The sequence below is a fragment of the Pseudoalteromonas sp. ABV4_021 genome, from assembly GCF_056159365.1.
In genome coordinates this window covers 1,497,902-1,514,534 of record NZ_JBSWVB010000001.1, presented here as the reverse complement: position 1 = coordinate 1,514,534, position 16,633 = coordinate 1,497,902, and the positions used below count along the sequence as shown (strand labels likewise).

Below are 16,633 nucleotides of genomic sequence, written 5' to 3'. Positions count from 1 at the left end.
CACCGTAAAGTAGCGATAATTTTTTAATTATCGCGTATACTGCGCGGCGATTTTAGTTTTGTACATTTTGGGAGGTTGTAATGTTGGGTAGTCAACCAGTAATTACAGTCGATGGACCAAGTGGTTCAGGTAAAGGAACCGTTTGCCGTTTATTAGCAAATAAGCTTGGATGGGACGTATTAGATAGTGGCGCGATTTATCGTGTTTTAGCGCTAGCAGCGAGCCACCATATGATAACACCAACAGACGAAGAAGCTTTATTGCCGTTAGCGGCTAATTTAGATGTGCAATTTGTGATAGATAATGAAACCGGCAATGGTAAAATTATTTTAGAAGGTGAAGATGTTACCAAATCAATTCGTACTGAAGAGGTTGGTGGCATGGCATCTAAAATTGCCGCATTGCCGAGTGTTCGCGAAGCGTTATTACGTCGACAACGTGCATTTAGAAGCGAATCAGGCTTAATTGCTGATGGTCGCGATATGGGCACTGTAGTGTTCCCTGATGCAGTGCTAAAAGTATATTTAACAGCGTCAGCAGAAGAGCGTGCAAATCGACGTTTTCTTGAGTTGAAGCAACGTGGTGTTGATGTTAAAATAGACAGCCTTGTTGCAGATATCAAAGCACGTGACGACCGCGATATGAATCGCCCAGTCGCTCCGCTTGTACCTGCTGAAGATGCAATTGTTATAGACACTACCGAACTCGATGCAAATCAAGCATTTGAGCAAGTAGTGTCTTTGTGTATCGAAAAGAATTTAATTGGTTAACTCATAGGAAGAGTTGATTTTTATAACAACCCCATGCGGCAGGATAGCCAAATGGATATTTTATTTAGAGACTTATAATGTCAGAAAATTTTGCACAGTTATTTGAAGAAAGCCTAAAGGGTTTTGAAGCAGAACAAGGTTCAATCGTTAAAGGTACTGTTATTTCAATCGAAAACAACATCGTACTAGTAGACGCGGGTCTTAAGTCTGAAAGCGCAATCCCTGCTGAGCAATTCAAAAACACTGCTGGTGAATTAGAAGTAGCAGTTGGTGATGAAGTAGATGTTGCACTAGATGCAATTGAAGATGGTTTCGGTGAAACTATCCTTTCTCGTGAGAAAGCTAAGCGTCACGAAGCTTGGATCCGTCTTGAAAAAGCATGTGAAGAGCAAGAAACTGTTACTGGTATCATCAATGGTAAGGTTAAAGGTGGTTTCACTGTTGAAGTTGACACTATCCGTGCATTCTTACCAGGTTCACTAGTTGACGTGCGCCCAGTACGTGACACAGCTCACCTTGAAGGTAAAGAGTTAGAATTCAAAGTAATCAAGCTTGACCAGAAGCGTAACAACGTTGTTGTTTCTCGTCGTGCTGTTATCGAGTCAGAAAACTCACAAGAGCGTGAAGAACTTCTACAGAACCTTGTTGAAGGTCAAGAAGTTAAAGGTATCATCAAGAACCTTACTGACTACGGTGCATTCGTTGATTTAGGTGGTGTTGACGGTCTTCTACACATCACAGATATGGCTTGGAAACGTGTTAAACACCCAAGCGAAATCGTTAACGTTGGTGACGAAATCTTAGTTAAAGTACTTAAGTTCGACAAAGAGAAAACACGTGTTTCTCTAGGTCTTAAGCAGCTTGGCGAAGATCCATGGGCAGCTATCGCTGGTCGTTACCCAGAAGGTTCTAAGCTTTCTGGTCGTGTAACTAACCTTACTGATTACGGTTGTTTCGTTGAAATCGAAGAAGGCGTAGAAGGTCTAGTACACGTTTCTGAAATGGATTGGACTAACAAGAACATCCACCCTTCAAAAGTTGTTAACTTAGGTGACACTGTTGAAGTTATGGTTCTTGAAATCGACGAAGAACGTCGTCGTATTTCTCTAGGTCTTAAGCAATGTAAAGCTAACCCATGGCAAGAATTTGCTCGTCTACAAAACAAAGGCGACCAAGTTACTGGTAAGATCAAGTCAATCACTGACTTCGGTATCTTCATCGGCCTAGAAGGCGGCATTGACGGTCTAGTTCACCTTTCAGACATTTCTTGGAACACGCCTGGCGAAGAAGCTGTACGTGAGTTCAAGAAAGGCGACGAAATCACGGCTATTGTTTTACAAGTTGACCCAGAGCGTGAGCGTATCTCTCTAGGCGTTAAGCAAATCGAAGCTGATCCTTTCAATAACTACCTGGACGCAAACAAAAAAGGTGCTATTGTTAAGGGTAAAGTAACTGAAGTTGACGCTAAAGGCGCTACAGTTGAACTTATCGAAGGTGTTGAAGGTTACATCCGTGTAGCTGACGTAGCAGTTGAGCGTACTGAAGACGCATCAGCAGTTCTTTCTGTAGGTGACGAAGTAGAAGCTAAGTTTGTAGGTGTTGATCGCAAGAACCGCGCTATCAGCCTTTCAATCAAAGCAATTTCAGAAGCTGAAGAGAAAGAAGCGCTAGATAAGCTTAAGAAAGAAGAGCCAGCGTTTGAAAACGCAATGGCAGCAGCTTTCAAAAATGCTCAAAAAGACTAATTAGTCGACTTGGAAGAGCGGCTTAATAGCTGCTCTTCCTATTACAACTATAAAGGGTACTTACATGACAAAATCAGAACTGATTGAAAAACTTGCTGAACAGCACGCAAATATTCCAGCGAAAGATGTAGAAAATGCAGTAAAAGAAGTGTTAGAACTTATGGCTGATTCTTTATCAAGTTCAGATAGAATTGAAATCCGTGGTTTTGGCAGTTTCTCTCTACATTATCGTGCACCACGTGTTGGTCGTAACCCAAAAACGGGTGATAAAGTAGAATTGCAGGGCAAATACGTACCTCACTTTAAGCCAGGAAAAGAACTGCGCGACCGCGTGAATGCAAGTATTGCATAATTTGAGGCTGTTTTGACCAAAATTCTCAAAGTAACTTTTCTCCTGTGCTTGCTATTCGTTTTATTTGTGTTGGGGTCGCAAAACCCTCATCTAGTAAAAATTAACTTTATAATAGCAAGTGCAGAAATTCCTCTCGCTTTCATAATAAGTATTTGTTGTGCCTTAGGCCTATTTTTAGGTGTTGCACTCAGTACAATTCTATTGTCAAAAGCTAAACTGCAAAACCGTCGTTTAAGAAGACAAAATCAGAAGCTTACTTCTCAAAGTCATGGATAGTTAATGATCGAATTGCTGTTTTTGTTGTTACCAGTAGCGGCAGCTTACGGTTATATAATGGGTAAAAACAATGCTAATAATGAAGCCCAACAACAGAACCAAGAAATTATTAATGAGTATAGTAAAGGTTTAAAATTCTTACTTGACCGTGAAGAAGACCAGGGGTTAGAGCACCTAATTGGTTTACTAGAAATATCAGCGAATTCTGTAGAACATTATTTAACTCTGGCAACCTTATTCCGTCGACGTGGTGAGTTAGACCGCGCAATTAAAGTACACGAATTACTGTTAAAACATGACGGACTTTCGTTAGAGCAAAAAAAACATGTTCTTTATGAACTAGCGCAAGATTATATGATGGCTGGTTTGCTTGACCGTGCAGAAGAGAACCTTGTTTATCTGCACTCATTAAAAGATAGCAACGCGCTTTGTCAGCTGATGCTATTGTATTTGCAAAGTCATGATTGGGATAAAGGCATTGCTCTATTTCAATCTCATGAACCCGACTTTAACACCAGCCAATTAAAGAAAACAATCGCTAATTTTTATTGCGAAAAGGCGATTCAAGACAAAGACTTAAAACCTCTTGATGTTGTAACAGAACTGACACAAGATCTCGTTAGACCAAAGTACATGCTTGGCGAAAAAGCATTTGATGATGGTGATTTTCTTCAAGCGATTAAATACTGGGGCAGTTTACTCGATAAAAATGTCGCATTCGCGCCAATTTTTTTAGATAGATTAGAAGTAAGCTACGAAAAGCTTAACTTACAAGATAATTATTTCTCTCATCTTTCTAAGCATTTGAAAAGCGATAGTGTGCTTATAAAAATACATTATTGTAAAAGCCTTATGGCCCAAGGTAAGGTTAATGAAGCGAGAAACTATATTACACAAGTTTTGCGTAAGCAGCCCAATATTAGGGGCTTTAGTTACTTATTAATGTTGATGTCTGAACAAAGCCAAGACATTAAAACAGTATTAACGGAAATAAATAATTTAGTCCAAGACTACATCGCCACAAAATCATTGTATCAATGTAACCACTGTGGCTTTACAAGTAAAAAAATGTATTGGTTTTGTCCTTCTTGTAAACATGTTGAGTCATTGGTGCCATTGAGTGGCGTAGACGGGTTTTAAACAAAACACATAATATGTTATTCCTTTTTTTGAGTTAGGATTTATTAATGAACCACGATGCCAAAGTATTAATTGCATTAGATTACGCAGATGAAAGCGCCGCGTTAGATTTTGTAAAACGCGTTTCACCACAGGATTGCCGCTTAAAAGTAGGCAAAGAAATGTTTACGTATTTTGGCCCTCAATTTGTGAAGAAGTTAATTGATTTAGGCTTTGATGTATTTCTAGATTTAAAATTTCACGATATTCCGAATACAGTAGCAAAAGCAGTTTCTGCAGCGGCGGAACTAGGCGTTTGGATGGTAAATGTGCATGCCAGTGGCGGCCCAGAAATGATGCGCAAAGCCAAACAAGCACTTGAAAAGTATGGTGATGACGCACCATTACTGATTGCAGTAACAATACTAACGTCAATGGACGAAGCAGAATTAAAGCGTTTAGGCGTTGATAAAACACCAAACGAACAAGTTCAGTTTTTAGCGAAATTGGCAAAAGATGCAGGCCTTGATGGGGTAGTGTGTTCTGCTCAAGAAGCGTCGGTATTAAAGTCGACTTTGGGTAGCGAATTCAAATTAGTCACCCCTGGTATTCGACCGGCAGGTTCTGATAAAGGCGATCAAAAACGCGTTATGACACCACGTGAAGCGATTGATGCCGGCAGTGATTACCTTGTTATTGGTCGCCCAATTACGCAATCACCTGACCCCCAAGCTACTTTAATTGAAATAAATAACACTTTAAGTTAATCTAATTAAAGTAGTTGCACTAATGTAAATTAAGGCATTAGTGCATTCCCGTCTGAAGCTAAAAAGAATAAGAAGAGTAGTACTTCATGCGTTTTATTTTTGCAATTGCTGCGATCGTTGCAGCCTACCTAGGTTATCAACATTACGATAACGAAACACGCCAAAATGCGTTTATAGATATACTAGATACTATTAATAGCCAGCCCATTAATCAATTTGAATTAAAGCTTTCATTAAATACGCAAGTTGAGGCTCGTTGCCAAGCGATTGGTAAAAACGAAACTGATTTAGCAAAAATGGAAGAGTGCTTGAATTTAGTTGAAACATATAAAGACGAATGCGAGCTTCAAATTTTCCGTTTAGCACCTATCGAGTTCGAAGACGGGAATGAGGCATTAGATTACGGTAAACGTTATCAGAAATGTGTATACAGTAATCAATTTGCTGAACTCGTAGATTCAACAAATCATTTATAGAAAAAGGCACGCTATGTGCCTTTTTTTATTTAATTAGCGTAATCTTAGTCGCGGCAAGGTCAATCTTACCTTCCTTAAACAAATGCCCAATGGCACGCTTAAAGTTAGCTTTACTGCAACCAAATGCTTTTTTGATGGCGATTGGATCTGATTTATCACCTAAATGAATAACACCGTTTTCCTGTGTCAGCTTATCGTAAATTACATCTGATAATTCGTTCGACCCTGCAACGCCAGGCTTACTTAAACGAATATCTAATTTGCCATCTTCACGTAACTTAGCAACATAGGCCTTTAGCTTTTGACCGATAAACAGAGGTTTAAAAACTTGGTCGGTAAACACCATACCCCAGTATTCATTATTAACAATCACTTTAAAACCGAGGTCTGTGCGACCAGCTACAATAATTGATACTTCTTGAGACTTTTTAAAGCCTGTCGCCTCTTGTTTAACAAACTTATTTAGGTTTGACGAACCACATAAGCGCTGAGATGCCTTGTCTAAATAAAGGTGTACTAAGTATGAACGTGATAATTCAAATTTTGGACGCTGCTCGTTGTAAGGTACCAGTAACTCTTTGCCAATGCCCATATCAACGAACGCACCAATGGCATTAATTGATGTCACTTGGAGTAGGGCAAAATCACCTAACTGTGCTATTGGGGTTTTGGTTGTTGCAGTTAAGTTTCCTTGCTCCTCAAATACAAATACCTCAATTACTTGTTTCACTGCTAAGTCATTGGGCATCTCTTCTTTTTTAAGAAAAACTTCACCATTGCCGCTGTCGTCTGTTAAATACGCACCTTCATACGCAATTTCATTTACAACCAAACTATTCATTTTACCAAGTTGAATTGTCATTATTCTTCATCCTTCTTTGGGCGACGCTTTAATGGTGCAACACCATCAACATCAAATGGTGCCGGAATAGCCTTTGCAGTTTTGGCTTTATTTGGCTTTTTGAATGGCTTTTTGTGTTTGCTTGTTTTTTGACTGACAGATTTTGCTTTCACATTCTGTTTTGGTTGATGTGTTTTTTCTTTAAACCCTTTAAATTTACCTACTAAGCCATCAATTTCTGAAAAACCAATACGCTTAGATAAGTAACTTTCAATTGCTTTAAAACTCTGCCAATCTTTTGCACTTACTAAAGACAATGCGTTACCTTTAAATCCAGCGCGTCCGGTTCGACCGATACGGTGCACATATTCTTCGGCTTGCTTAGGTAAGTCGAAATTAATAACTTGCGATACATTGAGTAAATCAAGACCTCGAGATGCCACGTCTGTCGTCACTAAGATTTGTGCTTGGCCACGTGAAAACGCATCCATAATAGAATTACGTTTGCTTTGATTCATATCACCCGATAACGCAAGCGTTTTATAACCTTTTTGCTCTAAGATTTCGGATAACTTTACTGTGTCATCACGGGTTGCGGTGAACACAATTTGTTGACCGGATTCAGCGCTTTTTGTTGCGGCAATTAATAGCGCAATCTTATGGTCTAAGTGATCCGCTAAGAAAAACTTTTGCGTAATGTCGTTGTGTTCCTGTGCACTGGCATCAATGGTTACGCGTTTTGGATTCTTAAGTAGATTACGTGAAAGGGCATCTACTTCGGCATGCTCTAATGTTGCCGAAAAAAACAAAGTTTGACGTAAACGGTGATTTGCCGCAGTGTTTATTTTTTCGATTTGTTCTTTAAAACCGAGCTCTAATACACGGTCGGCTTCATCAAGAATCAATAATTCAAGACCTTCTAAATAGAAATTACGGTCGTCAAGATGGTCAACTAGTCTACCTGGTGTTGCAACAACAAATTGTGGGTCTTTAGACAGCGCTTTAACTTGGTCATTATAATTATCGCCGCCTACAATTTTTGTCGCTTTTAATCCTGTGCCTGCAATAATCAAGGTTAACTGTTTATACACTTGATTCGCCAATTCACGTGTCGGCGTAATAATCAACGCACGCGGATCGCGTTTACTTAACGCTTTTTGCTTACTTAAGCGTGTAATTGCGGGCAATAGAAATGCAAATGTTTTACCGGAACCTGTTTTTGATTGGGCAAGTAAATCGTGTCCAGCAATGGCAACAGGAACTGCTTGTTGCTGGATATCCGTCGGCGTAGTAATACCAATGTGTGAAAGTTGACTTGCAATTCGCTTATCAACGCCTAAATCTTCAAAGGACAAATGTGTCTCTCCACTCAATGTGTTTGTGGCATAAAATAAAGCGTGCATTTTACATGAAAGACAAAAACATAGCTAATTAGCGATGGTTTTGTGTGCAAAATATAGACAATAGAATTGAACAGCACAAAGTTTCTGATACAATAGCGGCCCATTTTGGCGCCGGAATTACGCTCCGGTTAGTATTTAAAGCTAAACATTAGGAAAATTATGTCTCAACAATACGTCGTGTGTGCCCTTTATAAATTTGTTTCTTTCCCTAACTATAAAGAAATTCGTCAACCTTTACTTAATACTATGGAACAACATAATGTGCGCGGTACATTATTGTTAGCTGAAGAGGGTATTAACGGAACGGTTGCCGCAAAGCGCGAGGGTATCGATGCATTATTAGCGTGGTTAGATAAGCAACCAGGACTTGATAATATTGTATCGAAAGAATCGTTTGACGACGAATGTCCGTTTTACCGCACCAAGGTAAAACTTAAGAAAGAAATCGTTACCATGGGTGTGCAAGGCATTGACCCTAAAGAAGCTGTTGGTACTTACGTAAAACCAAAAGACTGGAATGCACTTATTTCAGACCCTGATGTTGTGCTAGTTGATACACGTAATGATTACGAAATCGAAATTGGTACTTTTGAAAATGCCGTTGATCCAAAAACCAAAACATTCCGCGAGTTTCCCCAATGGGCAGAGAAAAACTTAGACCCAAACAAAAATAAAAAAGTAGCGATGTTCTGTACAGGTGGTATTCGCTGCGAAAAATCAACAGCTTATATGAAAGAGCAGGGCTTTGAAGAAGTTTATCACCTTGAAGGCGGTATTCTTAAGTACTTAGAAGAAGTGCCAAAAGATGACACCATGTGGAAAGGCGAGTGTTTTGTATTTGATAATCGCGTTGCGGTAGACCACGACTTAAACAAAGGCTCATACGATCAGTGTCATGCGTGTCGTATGCCAATTACCGAAGAAGAAAAGCAACTTGAAGCTTATCAAGAAGGCTTATCATGTCATCATTGTATTGATACAGTAAGTGACGAACAACGTGAGCGTTTTGCAGAGCGTCAAAAACAAATTGAGCTAGCAAAAGCACGTGGCGAAGGCCACATTGGTAACGAAGCACAAGAAGCTATCATCAAACGTAAAGCTGAAAAAGCTGCACGTAAAAAAGCACAATCTGAAAAAGCTTCATAACAACACAAAACGTTGTTTTACATTAAAATCCGATGGCGTATCGTCATCGGATTTTGTATTCTTTCAACAAACGTTACTCAATAATTAACGTAAAAAAGCACATTTGACAAAAAGTCAGAAAATAGGGTGTTTTTTAATAAAATTTATTTTCTTTTCTTCCTTTCCTTAGAATAGCTTCCTGTATAAAAGTAGGCACCGATAATAGATTGCGTGTTTATAAAATAAATAGCATTTTAATTAAACATGGTCTGATATTTGTAAATAAATATAGGTATTTATTTAACTGTTCGCACAGAAAACAAAATAAAGGATCATTATGTTGTTATTTAGCACATCATCAACCAACGCAGATCACCAAATTAAGCAACCAAGTCACAACAACAACGTTAATGAAAATAAAAATGGCAAGGAAATGCCGTTAGCTGATGAAAATTCGGCAACATTTAGCCAAGTGTTGACAAAAGAAATGCCCGGTCAGACTGTATCTGAAACATCACAAAAGTATCAAAATAAAAGTATGTTTGAATCAGAGCGCAACGCGAGTTTATTAGAAAAAATTCAAGAAGCGATTTTAATGCAACGACTCGGCGTCGATCTTGAAAAAGTGAAACAGTTGAAAGAAAAAATCGCAGAACTTGAAAGCATGCTCGAAACGGGTGACATTAGCCAAGAAGATTTTCAAAAACAAGTTTTAGCATTAGAAGAAATGATTGCTAATGAGTACCAAAAAGGACAAGAGCGATGTCAAGAAAAGGAATTAAAACAAGCCAATGATACTCAAAATACCAACGACGAATCGTTAAATTCTTAGTTTAGCTGGTGACCTTTCCCCCGAAATTAACACCATGACTTTGATGAGATTCCTAATAAACTGGAGACAGTGGAGATCTCAAAATGAAGAAACGTTACACAGAAGAACAAATCATCCGAGCGATCAAACAGCACGAGGCTGGAGCTAAAGTCGATGATATTTGCAGAGAAATGGGCATATCCTCAGGCACTTTCTACAATTGGCGTAGCAAATACGCGGGGCTGGAAGTCAATGAAGCTAAGCGGCTAAAAGAGCTTGAAGCTGAAAACAATAAACTCAAGAAATTGCTCGCTGAGAAAATGCTTGAAGTCGAAGGCATGAAGGATGTGCTCTCAAAAAAGTGGTAAAGCCTTCGGATAGAAAACGAATAGCCAGTCACCTAATAGAGCTGTTTAGTATCAGTGAACGAGCCGCTTGCAGGCTATCTGATATAAGTCGAACTGCGTTTCGGTACATTCCTAAAAAGAAGGCTGATAAGATTCTTAGAGAACGGTTGAGAGCCTTAGCGACTGAGTATCCTCGCTATGGCTATTTAATGCTGCACGGGCTTCTTAGAGCTGAAGGCTTGGTTAAAAATAAGAAGCAAACGTATCGGATTTATACCGAAGAAGGGCTGCAAGTTCGCACGAAGAAACGAAAGAAAATACAACGCCCTAGACTTCCTATGGAAGTACCATTAAGACCAAATCAGCGTTGGTCAATGGACTTTGTATCAGACCAATTAGCCAACGGTAGACGCTTTAGAACATTGAATGTTGTTGATGATTATTCAAGGGAAATAGTCGGCCAGCTCGTATCGGTATCTATCAGTGGGCGACAAGTCGATCGTTTCCTCTCTCAGCTCATTGAAGTAAGAGGCAAACCAAACTCAATCGTTTGTGATAACGGCACTGAATTTACGAGTAAAGCCATGTTCTTTTGGTCGAAAGAAACGGCAATAAAACTTGCTTTTATTCAGCCCGGAAAGCCAACTCAAAATGCGTTTGTAGAAAGCTTAAACGGTAAGTTTAGAAATGAGTGTTTAAACCAACACTGGTTTAGAACTATGGAAGAAGCTAGATATGAAATCGACTTATGGCGAGAGCATTACAATCATATTAGACCGCATAGCTCACTGAATTATTTATCACCTGTTGAGTTTGCTAAACGGGTTGCCTAATATGAATTATCTCATTGAAGAAGTGGTACTAATTCAGGGAAAGGTCAGAGGCAAACCGCCGTTGGCTGTAGCTTAACTCTCTATTTTTGATGGCTATTAAAAATGGGAGGATTACCTCACTATGTATAAAAAACATATTTAAGTAGATGTTTTTAAAAAGTACGGCACTAACAAACAACGTGCATATCCTTGATAACGAGTTATTTAAACGCAAATTGTTACATCATGTTAAAATAAGAAACTAACGCATTCACAGCCCACATAAATAAAGCACGTCCAATTATTAGACACATGTATTTAAGTAAATTTTATGTTTTTGCAGATAGATCTGGTTGATTTCTTCCATATCATTCAAGTTTTATGTTTAAAATCTAATTAATTAAAAATTTAAAATCTAGCAAAGATGAATTTATTAAGATGTGAGGATTGATATGAATTATGAAGTCAAATCATGGATTGAAAGTAATAAATGCAACTTAACTAGGAAAAGTAATTAAATAACAATGCACTTATAATGTATATTATGTTAAATGTGGTTATTTGATACTGTTTTCTTATTTGTTGGTACTACTTCTTTGTTATATGCTGTTATGAATTATTAGTTTATTTAAAACATTAGCATAATGAACAAAACATTCGACCAGATAATACAACAACTAAATTCGGTCATCTTAGGTAAACAACATCAAATTAAACTCTCAATATGTTGTCTGCTCGCTAAGGGTCACTTATTAATTGAAGACTTACCAGGTATGGGTAAAACCTCTTTGGCGCATGCGTTATCCAATGTTCTTGGTCTCAATTATCAACGCGTGCAATTTACTAGCGATCTGTTACCGTCGGATATTACCGGCAGCACCATCTTTGATCCAAACAAGCAAACTTTTCATTTTCATGCGGGCCCATTATTTAATCAAGTTGTGTTAGCAGATGAAATAAACCGCGCAGGACCAAAAACACAAAGTGCCTTGCTTGAAGCAATGGAAGAACAACAAGTGAGTATCGATGGTAAAAGTCACACACTTCCTTCTCCTTTTTTTGTGATAGCAACACAAAACCCAATGCATCAAGCTGGTACCTTTCCATTGCCAGAGTCTCAGTTAGACCGATTTTTAATGCGTATCGGTTTAGGTTATCCAGATAAAGCTTCCGAAAGATCAATTCTTCTTGGTGAAATAAATAATGCGGCAAAGAAGATTAATGCATTACTTTCACCAGAGTTGTTAGTTGAGATGCAGCAAATCGTTAGCGAGGTTGTACTTTCTTCAGTTGTCGCTGATTATATTCTAGATTTAGTAAATGAAACGCGAGACAGCCCTGATTACCCTATGGCATTATCGCCACGAGCATCCATCGCGATAGCAAACGCAGCTAAGGCGTGGGCATTTATACACCAACGTGATTATGTCACCCCAGACGATGTACAAGCTATATTTCCATCTGTTGCAGAACATCGTCTTGGATTAAGCAGTAATACATCAAATAGTTTGTCATACGACTTATTAAATAAAGTTAAAATCAACCCTTAAGTTATGTCCGATACTAAAACAAGTCTTATGCAGTCGATAAAATCGCATGTAAATGTTTGGTTTAACAATCAATTAAAAAAACGTAAGCACAGTGAAACGTCCATTACCCTTACTCATAAGAATATTTATATTTTACCGAGTAAGTTTGGCATGGCGTATTTGATTTCGAATATATTGGTCTATGTGTTAGGTATTAATTACCAAAACAATTTAGTAATTATGTTTAGTTACTTAATGTTTTCGTTTCTTTTAGTGAATTTTATCGTTGCTTTTATCAATCTGTATAATCTTAAAGTATCACTTTCTCATACAGTCGCGGGTTATCAGCACACCGGGTACTTTGCCAACTTTCAATTGGTCAATAAAGATGGCACCACGAGTTTAGAAGTTAGTGGTGATCATATTCGTACCCAGTTTATAGATAGTATTGAAGAGACTACGCAAAAATTAGAATTACAAGTTAATATCGCTAATCGCGGCCTACATAGTTTGCCACGGTTAAAGTTGTTTTCTCGCTATCCTTTTGGTCTTGTAACTACTTGGAGTTACTTTGTTCCCGAGAAAAAAACGTATGTATACCCCACTCCACTGTCGTTTTCATTTCACCAAGTAAGCCAAGCTGAAATTGAATCAGACAGTCAATCTCAATCTAACCAAGCAACGGTTAGTGAGAACTATCAAGGTGTTAGGCCTTATATTGATGGTGACAAAGTGAATCGTATATCGTGGAAGCATTATGCTAAACATCAAGTACTGGCAACCAAAGACTTTTCTTCAGGCAGTACCAGTGAATACGAATTCAGCTTGCAAACAGTACCCGGCAACCTAGAGCAAAAACTGCAACATCTAAGCTATTTAGTAACCCATGCGGAAAATGAAAATTTACGATATAGCCTAGTGTTACCACACGCTAAAGTAGATTTAGGTTCGGGTAAACCGCATATGACCAAATGTTTGGAAGAATTAAGTAATGTTTAATCATCAAAGCGTTAAAAGCTTATCTGCGCTGATCATCGCTATTGTTAGCGCCTTATTATTTGATGAACTAGCGGTACTATTTGTTGCTACCGTTGCACTTTTAATTATTTGGGTATTTGCAATTGCTTACACAAAGGCCAGTGCACCAACTGTTATCGTTGGTAATGTACTCGCTTTGGTATGTACGCTGACTTTATTCTTAACAATCGGCATCAGTGAGCTTGTAAATTTATTTATCGCCATGTTATTGCAGGCCAATTGTTTGAAACTATTGATTGCTGAAAAGCCACGTCAAATCAAATCAATTGTGTTAGTTAACTTTTTCATTTCAAGCTGTGTGTTTTTGTTTTATCACTCGCTGCCGGTTACGCTTTTGGTTTTGTTTTTATTTTTGCTCAACATCACCGCGCTGTATTTACTTACCAACCGAAAAATCATAAAACAAAGCGGCGCACGTGCTTTTAAACTATTACTGCTAAGTTTGCCAATAACCTGTGTACTTTTCCTGTTTTTACCAAAACTGCCAGCCTTTTGGCGAATGCCGAGTTTATCTACTGCGCAAGTTGGATTATCTGAATCAGTAAACCCTTTTAATATCTCTGATCTCACTAAGTCAGATAAACTCGCATTTCGCGCTGTTGTGCCAGACAATATTACAGCTCCTTACTATTGGCGTACTATGATACATGAAGAGTTTGATGGTCGTTCATGGAATATCGTTGATTCAGCGGATTTAAAATTACGCGATAGTGCGCTCAAAAAAGGCGGTCGCGAGATTAAAATCTACCATGAACAAACATCATTAAATTGGCTACCCACTTTATATGCTGGTTCGTCAAGCACAGGTAATATCTTCACTACAGTTGACGGTGGTTTATACCGAATTAACCCTAACAACCAAAAATTTACGTATGACATAACCGAAATAAACTTTGCTGATGATTTAACGTCTAGTAAACGTCGGTTAAACCTCACATTACCACAAGATATCAATACACAAGCCGTTGCGTTAGCTGCTCAATTAAAAGCGCAATCAACATCACCTGAGCAATTTATTCAATTGCTGTCACGCTATTACACTCAACAACAATTTAGCTATACGTTAAAGCCACCTATTTATACTGGTAGCAATTCAATTGATGAGTTTATGTTTGAGGCAAAACAAGGCTTTTGCGGCCATTATGCAAGCAGCAGTGCCTTTATATTTCGAGCAGCGGGTATTCCTGCTCGTGTCGTATCAGGATACTTAGGGGGGGAAACCTCAAGTAGCGCTGAATATTTATCAGTTTATCAATACGATGCACACGCGTGGACAGAAGTTTGGGTACCTTCAAAAGGCTGGGTTAAATTTGATGCGACCGCATTTGTCGAACCTGATCGCCTATACGGTTCTCTCTCTCAACTTGATAATACACGCGATGACTTCGAAGAGAATATTGGCGTGGGCCTAACCGCGTTAAGTGATATTGCTGTTTTCAATGAACTTAGGCTTTATCTCGAACAATTGGATTATCAATGGACGGCATGGGTGCTGAGTTTTGATAACGAAGCGCAAAATAAGTTATTAAAAGAGCTTATAAAGGAAACCAGTGCGCTCAAAATAGCAGTGATTGTGATGTCGTTAATTGGATTATTTTTGGTAAGCTTTTTAGTGATAAAACTGTGGCAACGACGTACGCAAATTGACGACCCAGTTGCTGCTTACTTAATTGCATTAGAGCATTTTGCGAAAGGCAAAAATCTCGCCCGTGAAAATGGCGAAACTGTAGCACATTTTTTAACACGATTATGCGAACATTTCCCTAATAATAAAACCGATTTAATGAGCTTCTTAAGCCTTTATAGTCGCCACCGTTATGGTGAAAAAACGCTTACAAAGGCACAAACTAAGATGCTTAAACGTAATGTCAATAACATAAAATATAAGAGACAATTATGAACTCAGTCGTACTCGGCGTTAGTGTGATGCTGATTTTAAGTTTACTGCGTATTAATGTGATCGTAGCGATGACAATCGCCGCAATTACCACAGGATTAACCGCAGGTCTTGGCCTTGAACAAACACTGCAAGCATTTAATGATGGTTTGCAAGGCGGTGCAAAAACCGCACTAAGTTATGCAATGCTTGGCGGATTCGCAGTTGCTATTGCCAAATCAGGCTTAACCGATATCGTGGCAGACAAATTAATTAACCAGATAAAAGGTGAACAAACTCAATACTCACAACTCGTTATTAAAGCGAGCGTATTGAGCTTAATCTTACTTGTATCAATCAGTTCACAAAACTTAATTCCAGTGCATATTGCATTTATTCCAATTTTGATCCCGCCTCTGCTTATTATTTTTGATCATTTAAAACTCGATCGCCGCGCAATAGCATGCGTGTTGACCTTTGGTTTGGCAACCGCCTACATGGTGCTGCCTTATGGCTTTGGTGGAATATTCTTATATGACATTGTGCACACCAATCTTGAAAAAAATGCGCTAGAAATTGACGCTACCAGTGTACCGTTTGCGATGATTATTCCAGCTATTGGTATGTTAATTGGTTTGATAATCGCGGTGTTTTTTACTTATCGCAACGAGCGAACTTATCAAGCGTTAAACCAAACTTCCGTAATTAAACTGCCTAAAAACAATAACAAAGTGATTGCTGTTGGCTTTATTGCAATTGTGACTTCTCTTTACGCGCAAACCATTACTAACTCAATGATTCTAGGTGGCTTAATCGGCGTACTTATTTTTACTATTTTTGGTGTTGTAAAATGGCAAGAGTCGTCTGATATTTTCAGTAAAGGCGCAGCCATGATGGCGATGATCGGGTTTATTATGATCTCAGCCCAAGGCTTTGCCTCTGTTATTCAGCAAACCAATGAAGTATCAACGCTTGTGCAAAGTATTTCGAGTTCAATTGGTGATAGTAAAGCATTCGCTGCTGCACTTATTTTAATAATTGGCCTGTTGATCACTATGGGCATCGGTAGTTCGTTTTCCACTGTGCCAATCGTGGCGACGATTATTGTGCCACTTGCCATAACACTTGGCTTTTCGCCAATGGCCACCGCTGCGTTAGTGGGTACAGCGGGTGCATTAGGTGATGCTGGCTCCCCTGCTTCAGATTCAACCCTAGGTCCGACATCTGGTCTTAATGCCGATAATCAACACGACCATATAAGAGATACAGTTATACCAACCTTTATTCACTTTAACATTCCGTTATTGATATTCGGCTGGATTGCTGCAATGGTATTATAAAAAAGG

16 protein-coding genes are annotated in these 16,633 nt (G+C 38.7%); 14 read left to right on the top strand and 2 right to left on the bottom strand.

Going from position 1 to position 16,633, the window contains the following annotated elements:
• Positions 1 to 80: 80 nt before the first annotated feature.
• The 7 genes from cmk (at position 81) to ACXAFE_RS07160 (ending at position 5,505) form a co-directional block, all read left to right on the top strand.
• Positions 81 to 770 carry a (d)CMP kinase gene (gene cmk / locus ACXAFE_RS07190; protein WP_237128785.1) on the top strand — a complete coding sequence of 230 codons (690 nt, stop codon included), beginning with the start codon at positions 81 to 83 and terminating at the stop codon, positions 768 to 770.
• A gap of 77 nt (positions 771 to 847) precedes the next feature.
• On the top strand, positions 848 to 2,515 hold the full coding sequence (gene rpsA, locus ACXAFE_RS07185; RefSeq protein ID WP_054980726.1) for a 30S ribosomal protein S1: 1,668 nt from the start codon (positions 848 to 850) through the stop codon (positions 2,513 to 2,515).
• A 64-nt stretch (positions 2,516 to 2,579) separates the two neighbouring features.
• Positions 2,580 to 2,867 (top strand): integration host factor subunit beta, encoded by a 288-nt coding sequence (ihfB, locus tag ACXAFE_RS07180; protein ID WP_010560088.1) that lies wholly within the window; start codon positions 2,580 to 2,582, stop codon positions 2,865 to 2,867.
• Positions 2,868 to 2,933: 66 nt separating this feature from the next.
• Positions 2,934 to 3,143: a LapA family protein gene (locus ACXAFE_RS07175; protein ID WP_475153594.1), complete on the top strand. Its 210-nt coding sequence runs from the start codon at positions 2,934 to 2,936 to the stop codon at positions 3,141 to 3,143.
• A 3-nt stretch (positions 3,144 to 3,146) separates the two neighbouring features.
• Positions 3,147 to 4,283: a lipopolysaccharide assembly protein LapB gene (locus tag ACXAFE_RS07170; RefSeq protein ID WP_475150603.1), complete on the top strand. Its 1,137-nt coding sequence runs from the start codon at positions 3,147 to 3,149 to the stop codon at positions 4,281 to 4,283.
• A gap of 47 nt (positions 4,284 to 4,330) precedes the next feature.
• A complete protein-coding gene (gene pyrF / locus ACXAFE_RS07165) occupies positions 4,331 to 5,029 on the top strand; it encodes an orotidine-5'-phosphate decarboxylase (protein WP_475150601.1) in 699 nt (232 codons plus the stop codon).
• Positions 5,030 to 5,115: 86 nt separating this feature from the next.
• A complete protein-coding gene (locus tag ACXAFE_RS07160) occupies positions 5,116 to 5,505 on the top strand; it encodes a hypothetical protein (RefSeq protein ID WP_475150598.1) in 390 nt (129 codons plus the stop codon).
• A 25-nt stretch (positions 5,506 to 5,530) separates the two neighbouring features.
• Here the strand turns inward: ACXAFE_RS07160 and ACXAFE_RS07155 are convergent, their stop codons facing one another.
• The gene (locus ACXAFE_RS07155) at positions 5,531 to 6,367 is read right to left on the bottom strand and encodes a CvfB family protein (RefSeq protein WP_475150596.1); all 837 of its coding nucleotides are present in this window, start codon (positions 6,365 to 6,367) and stop codon (positions 5,531 to 5,533) included.
• Positions 6,367 to 7,701, bottom strand: a complete 1,335-nt coding sequence (locus ACXAFE_RS07150; protein ID WP_475150594.1) for a DEAD/DEAH box helicase — start codon at positions 7,699 to 7,701, stop codon at positions 6,367 to 6,369. Before ACXAFE_RS07150 ends, ACXAFE_RS07155 begins: the two co-directional genes overlap by 1 nt.
• A 207-nt stretch (positions 7,702 to 7,908) precedes the next feature.
• On the opposite strand from ACXAFE_RS07150, the gene trhO reads away from it, so the two are divergent.
• From trhO to ACXAFE_RS07115, 7 genes are all read left to right on the top strand, one after another.
• Entirely contained in the window at positions 7,909 to 8,895 is a 987-nt protein-coding gene (gene trhO / locus ACXAFE_RS07145; RefSeq protein ID WP_475150589.1) for an oxygen-dependent tRNA uridine(34) hydroxylase TrhO, read from the top strand.
• Between the two features lie 316 nt (positions 8,896 to 9,211).
• A complete protein-coding gene (locus tag ACXAFE_RS07140; protein WP_475150586.1) occupies positions 9,212 to 9,706 on the top strand; it encodes a hypothetical protein in 495 nt (164 codons plus the stop codon).
• 83 nt (positions 9,707 to 9,789) lie between these two features.
• A protein-coding gene (locus ACXAFE_RS07135) for an IS3 family transposase (RefSeq protein ID WP_475150580.1) occupies positions 9,790 to 10,865 on the top strand; the annotation gives its coding sequence in 2 pieces (ribosomal slippage) (positions 9,790 to 10,039 and positions 10,039 to 10,865; 1,077 coding nt in all).
• A gap of 623 nt (positions 10,866 to 11,488) precedes the next feature.
• Positions 11,489 to 12,394, top strand: a complete 906-nt coding sequence (locus ACXAFE_RS07130; protein WP_475150575.1) for an AAA family ATPase — start codon at positions 11,489 to 11,491, stop codon at positions 12,392 to 12,394.
• A gap of 27 nt (positions 12,395 to 12,421) precedes the next feature.
• A complete protein-coding gene (locus tag ACXAFE_RS07125; protein ID WP_475150570.1) occupies positions 12,422 to 13,372 on the top strand; it encodes a DUF58 domain-containing protein in 951 nt (316 codons plus the stop codon).
• On the top strand, positions 13,365 to 15,311 hold the full coding sequence (locus ACXAFE_RS07120) for a transglutaminase TgpA family protein (protein ID WP_475150566.1): 1,947 nt from the start codon (positions 13,365 to 13,367) through the stop codon (positions 15,309 to 15,311). The genes ACXAFE_RS07125 and ACXAFE_RS07120 overlap by 8 nt, the downstream gene beginning before the upstream one ends.
• Complete coding sequence (locus ACXAFE_RS07115; protein ID WP_475150564.1) at positions 15,308 to 16,627, top strand: Na+/H+ antiporter family protein; 1,320 nt, start codon at positions 15,308 to 15,310, stop codon at positions 16,625 to 16,627. Before ACXAFE_RS07120 ends, ACXAFE_RS07115 begins: the two co-directional genes overlap by 4 nt.
• Positions 16,628 to 16,633 lie beyond the last annotated feature (6 nt).

Bases quoted from the DNA above. Each gene is read 5' to 3' on its own strand.
- cmk (WP_237128785.1), top strand. From the start codon at position 81: ATGTTGGGTAGTCAACCAGTAATTACAGTCGATGGACCAAGTGGTTCA.
- rpsA (WP_054980726.1), top strand. From the start codon at position 848: ATGTCAGAAAATTTTGCACAGTTATTTGAAGAAAGCCTAAAGGGTTTT.
- ihfB (WP_010560088.1), top strand. From the start codon at position 2,580: ATGACAAAATCAGAACTGATTGAAAAACTTGCTGAACAGCACGCAAAT.
- ACXAFE_RS07170 (WP_475150603.1), top strand. From the start codon at position 3,147: ATGATCGAATTGCTGTTTTTGTTGTTACCAGTAGCGGCAGCTTACGGT.
- pyrF (WP_475150601.1), top strand. From the start codon at position 4,331: ATGAACCACGATGCCAAAGTATTAATTGCATTAGATTACGCAGATGAA.
- ACXAFE_RS07160 (WP_475150598.1), top strand. From the start codon at position 5,116: ATGCGTTTTATTTTTGCAATTGCTGCGATCGTTGCAGCCTACCTAGGT.
- ACXAFE_RS07155 (WP_475150596.1), bottom strand. From the start codon at position 6,367: ATGACAATTCAACTTGGTAAAATGAATAGTTTGGTTGTAAATGAAATT.
- trhO (WP_475150589.1), top strand. From the start codon at position 7,909: ATGTCTCAACAATACGTCGTGTGTGCCCTTTATAAATTTGTTTCTTTC.
- ACXAFE_RS07140 (WP_475150586.1), top strand. From the start codon at position 9,212: ATGTTGTTATTTAGCACATCATCAACCAACGCAGATCACCAAATTAAG.
- ACXAFE_RS07130 (WP_475150575.1), top strand. From the start codon at position 11,489: ATGAACAAAACATTCGACCAGATAATACAACAACTAAATTCGGTCATC.
- ACXAFE_RS07125 (WP_475150570.1), top strand. From the start codon at position 12,422: ATGCAGTCGATAAAATCGCATGTAAATGTTTGGTTTAACAATCAATTA.
- ACXAFE_RS07120 (WP_475150566.1), top strand. From the start codon at position 13,365: ATGTTTAATCATCAAAGCGTTAAAAGCTTATCTGCGCTGATCATCGCT.
- ACXAFE_RS07115 (WP_475150564.1), top strand. From the start codon at position 15,308: ATGAACTCAGTCGTACTCGGCGTTAGTGTGATGCTGATTTTAAGTTTA.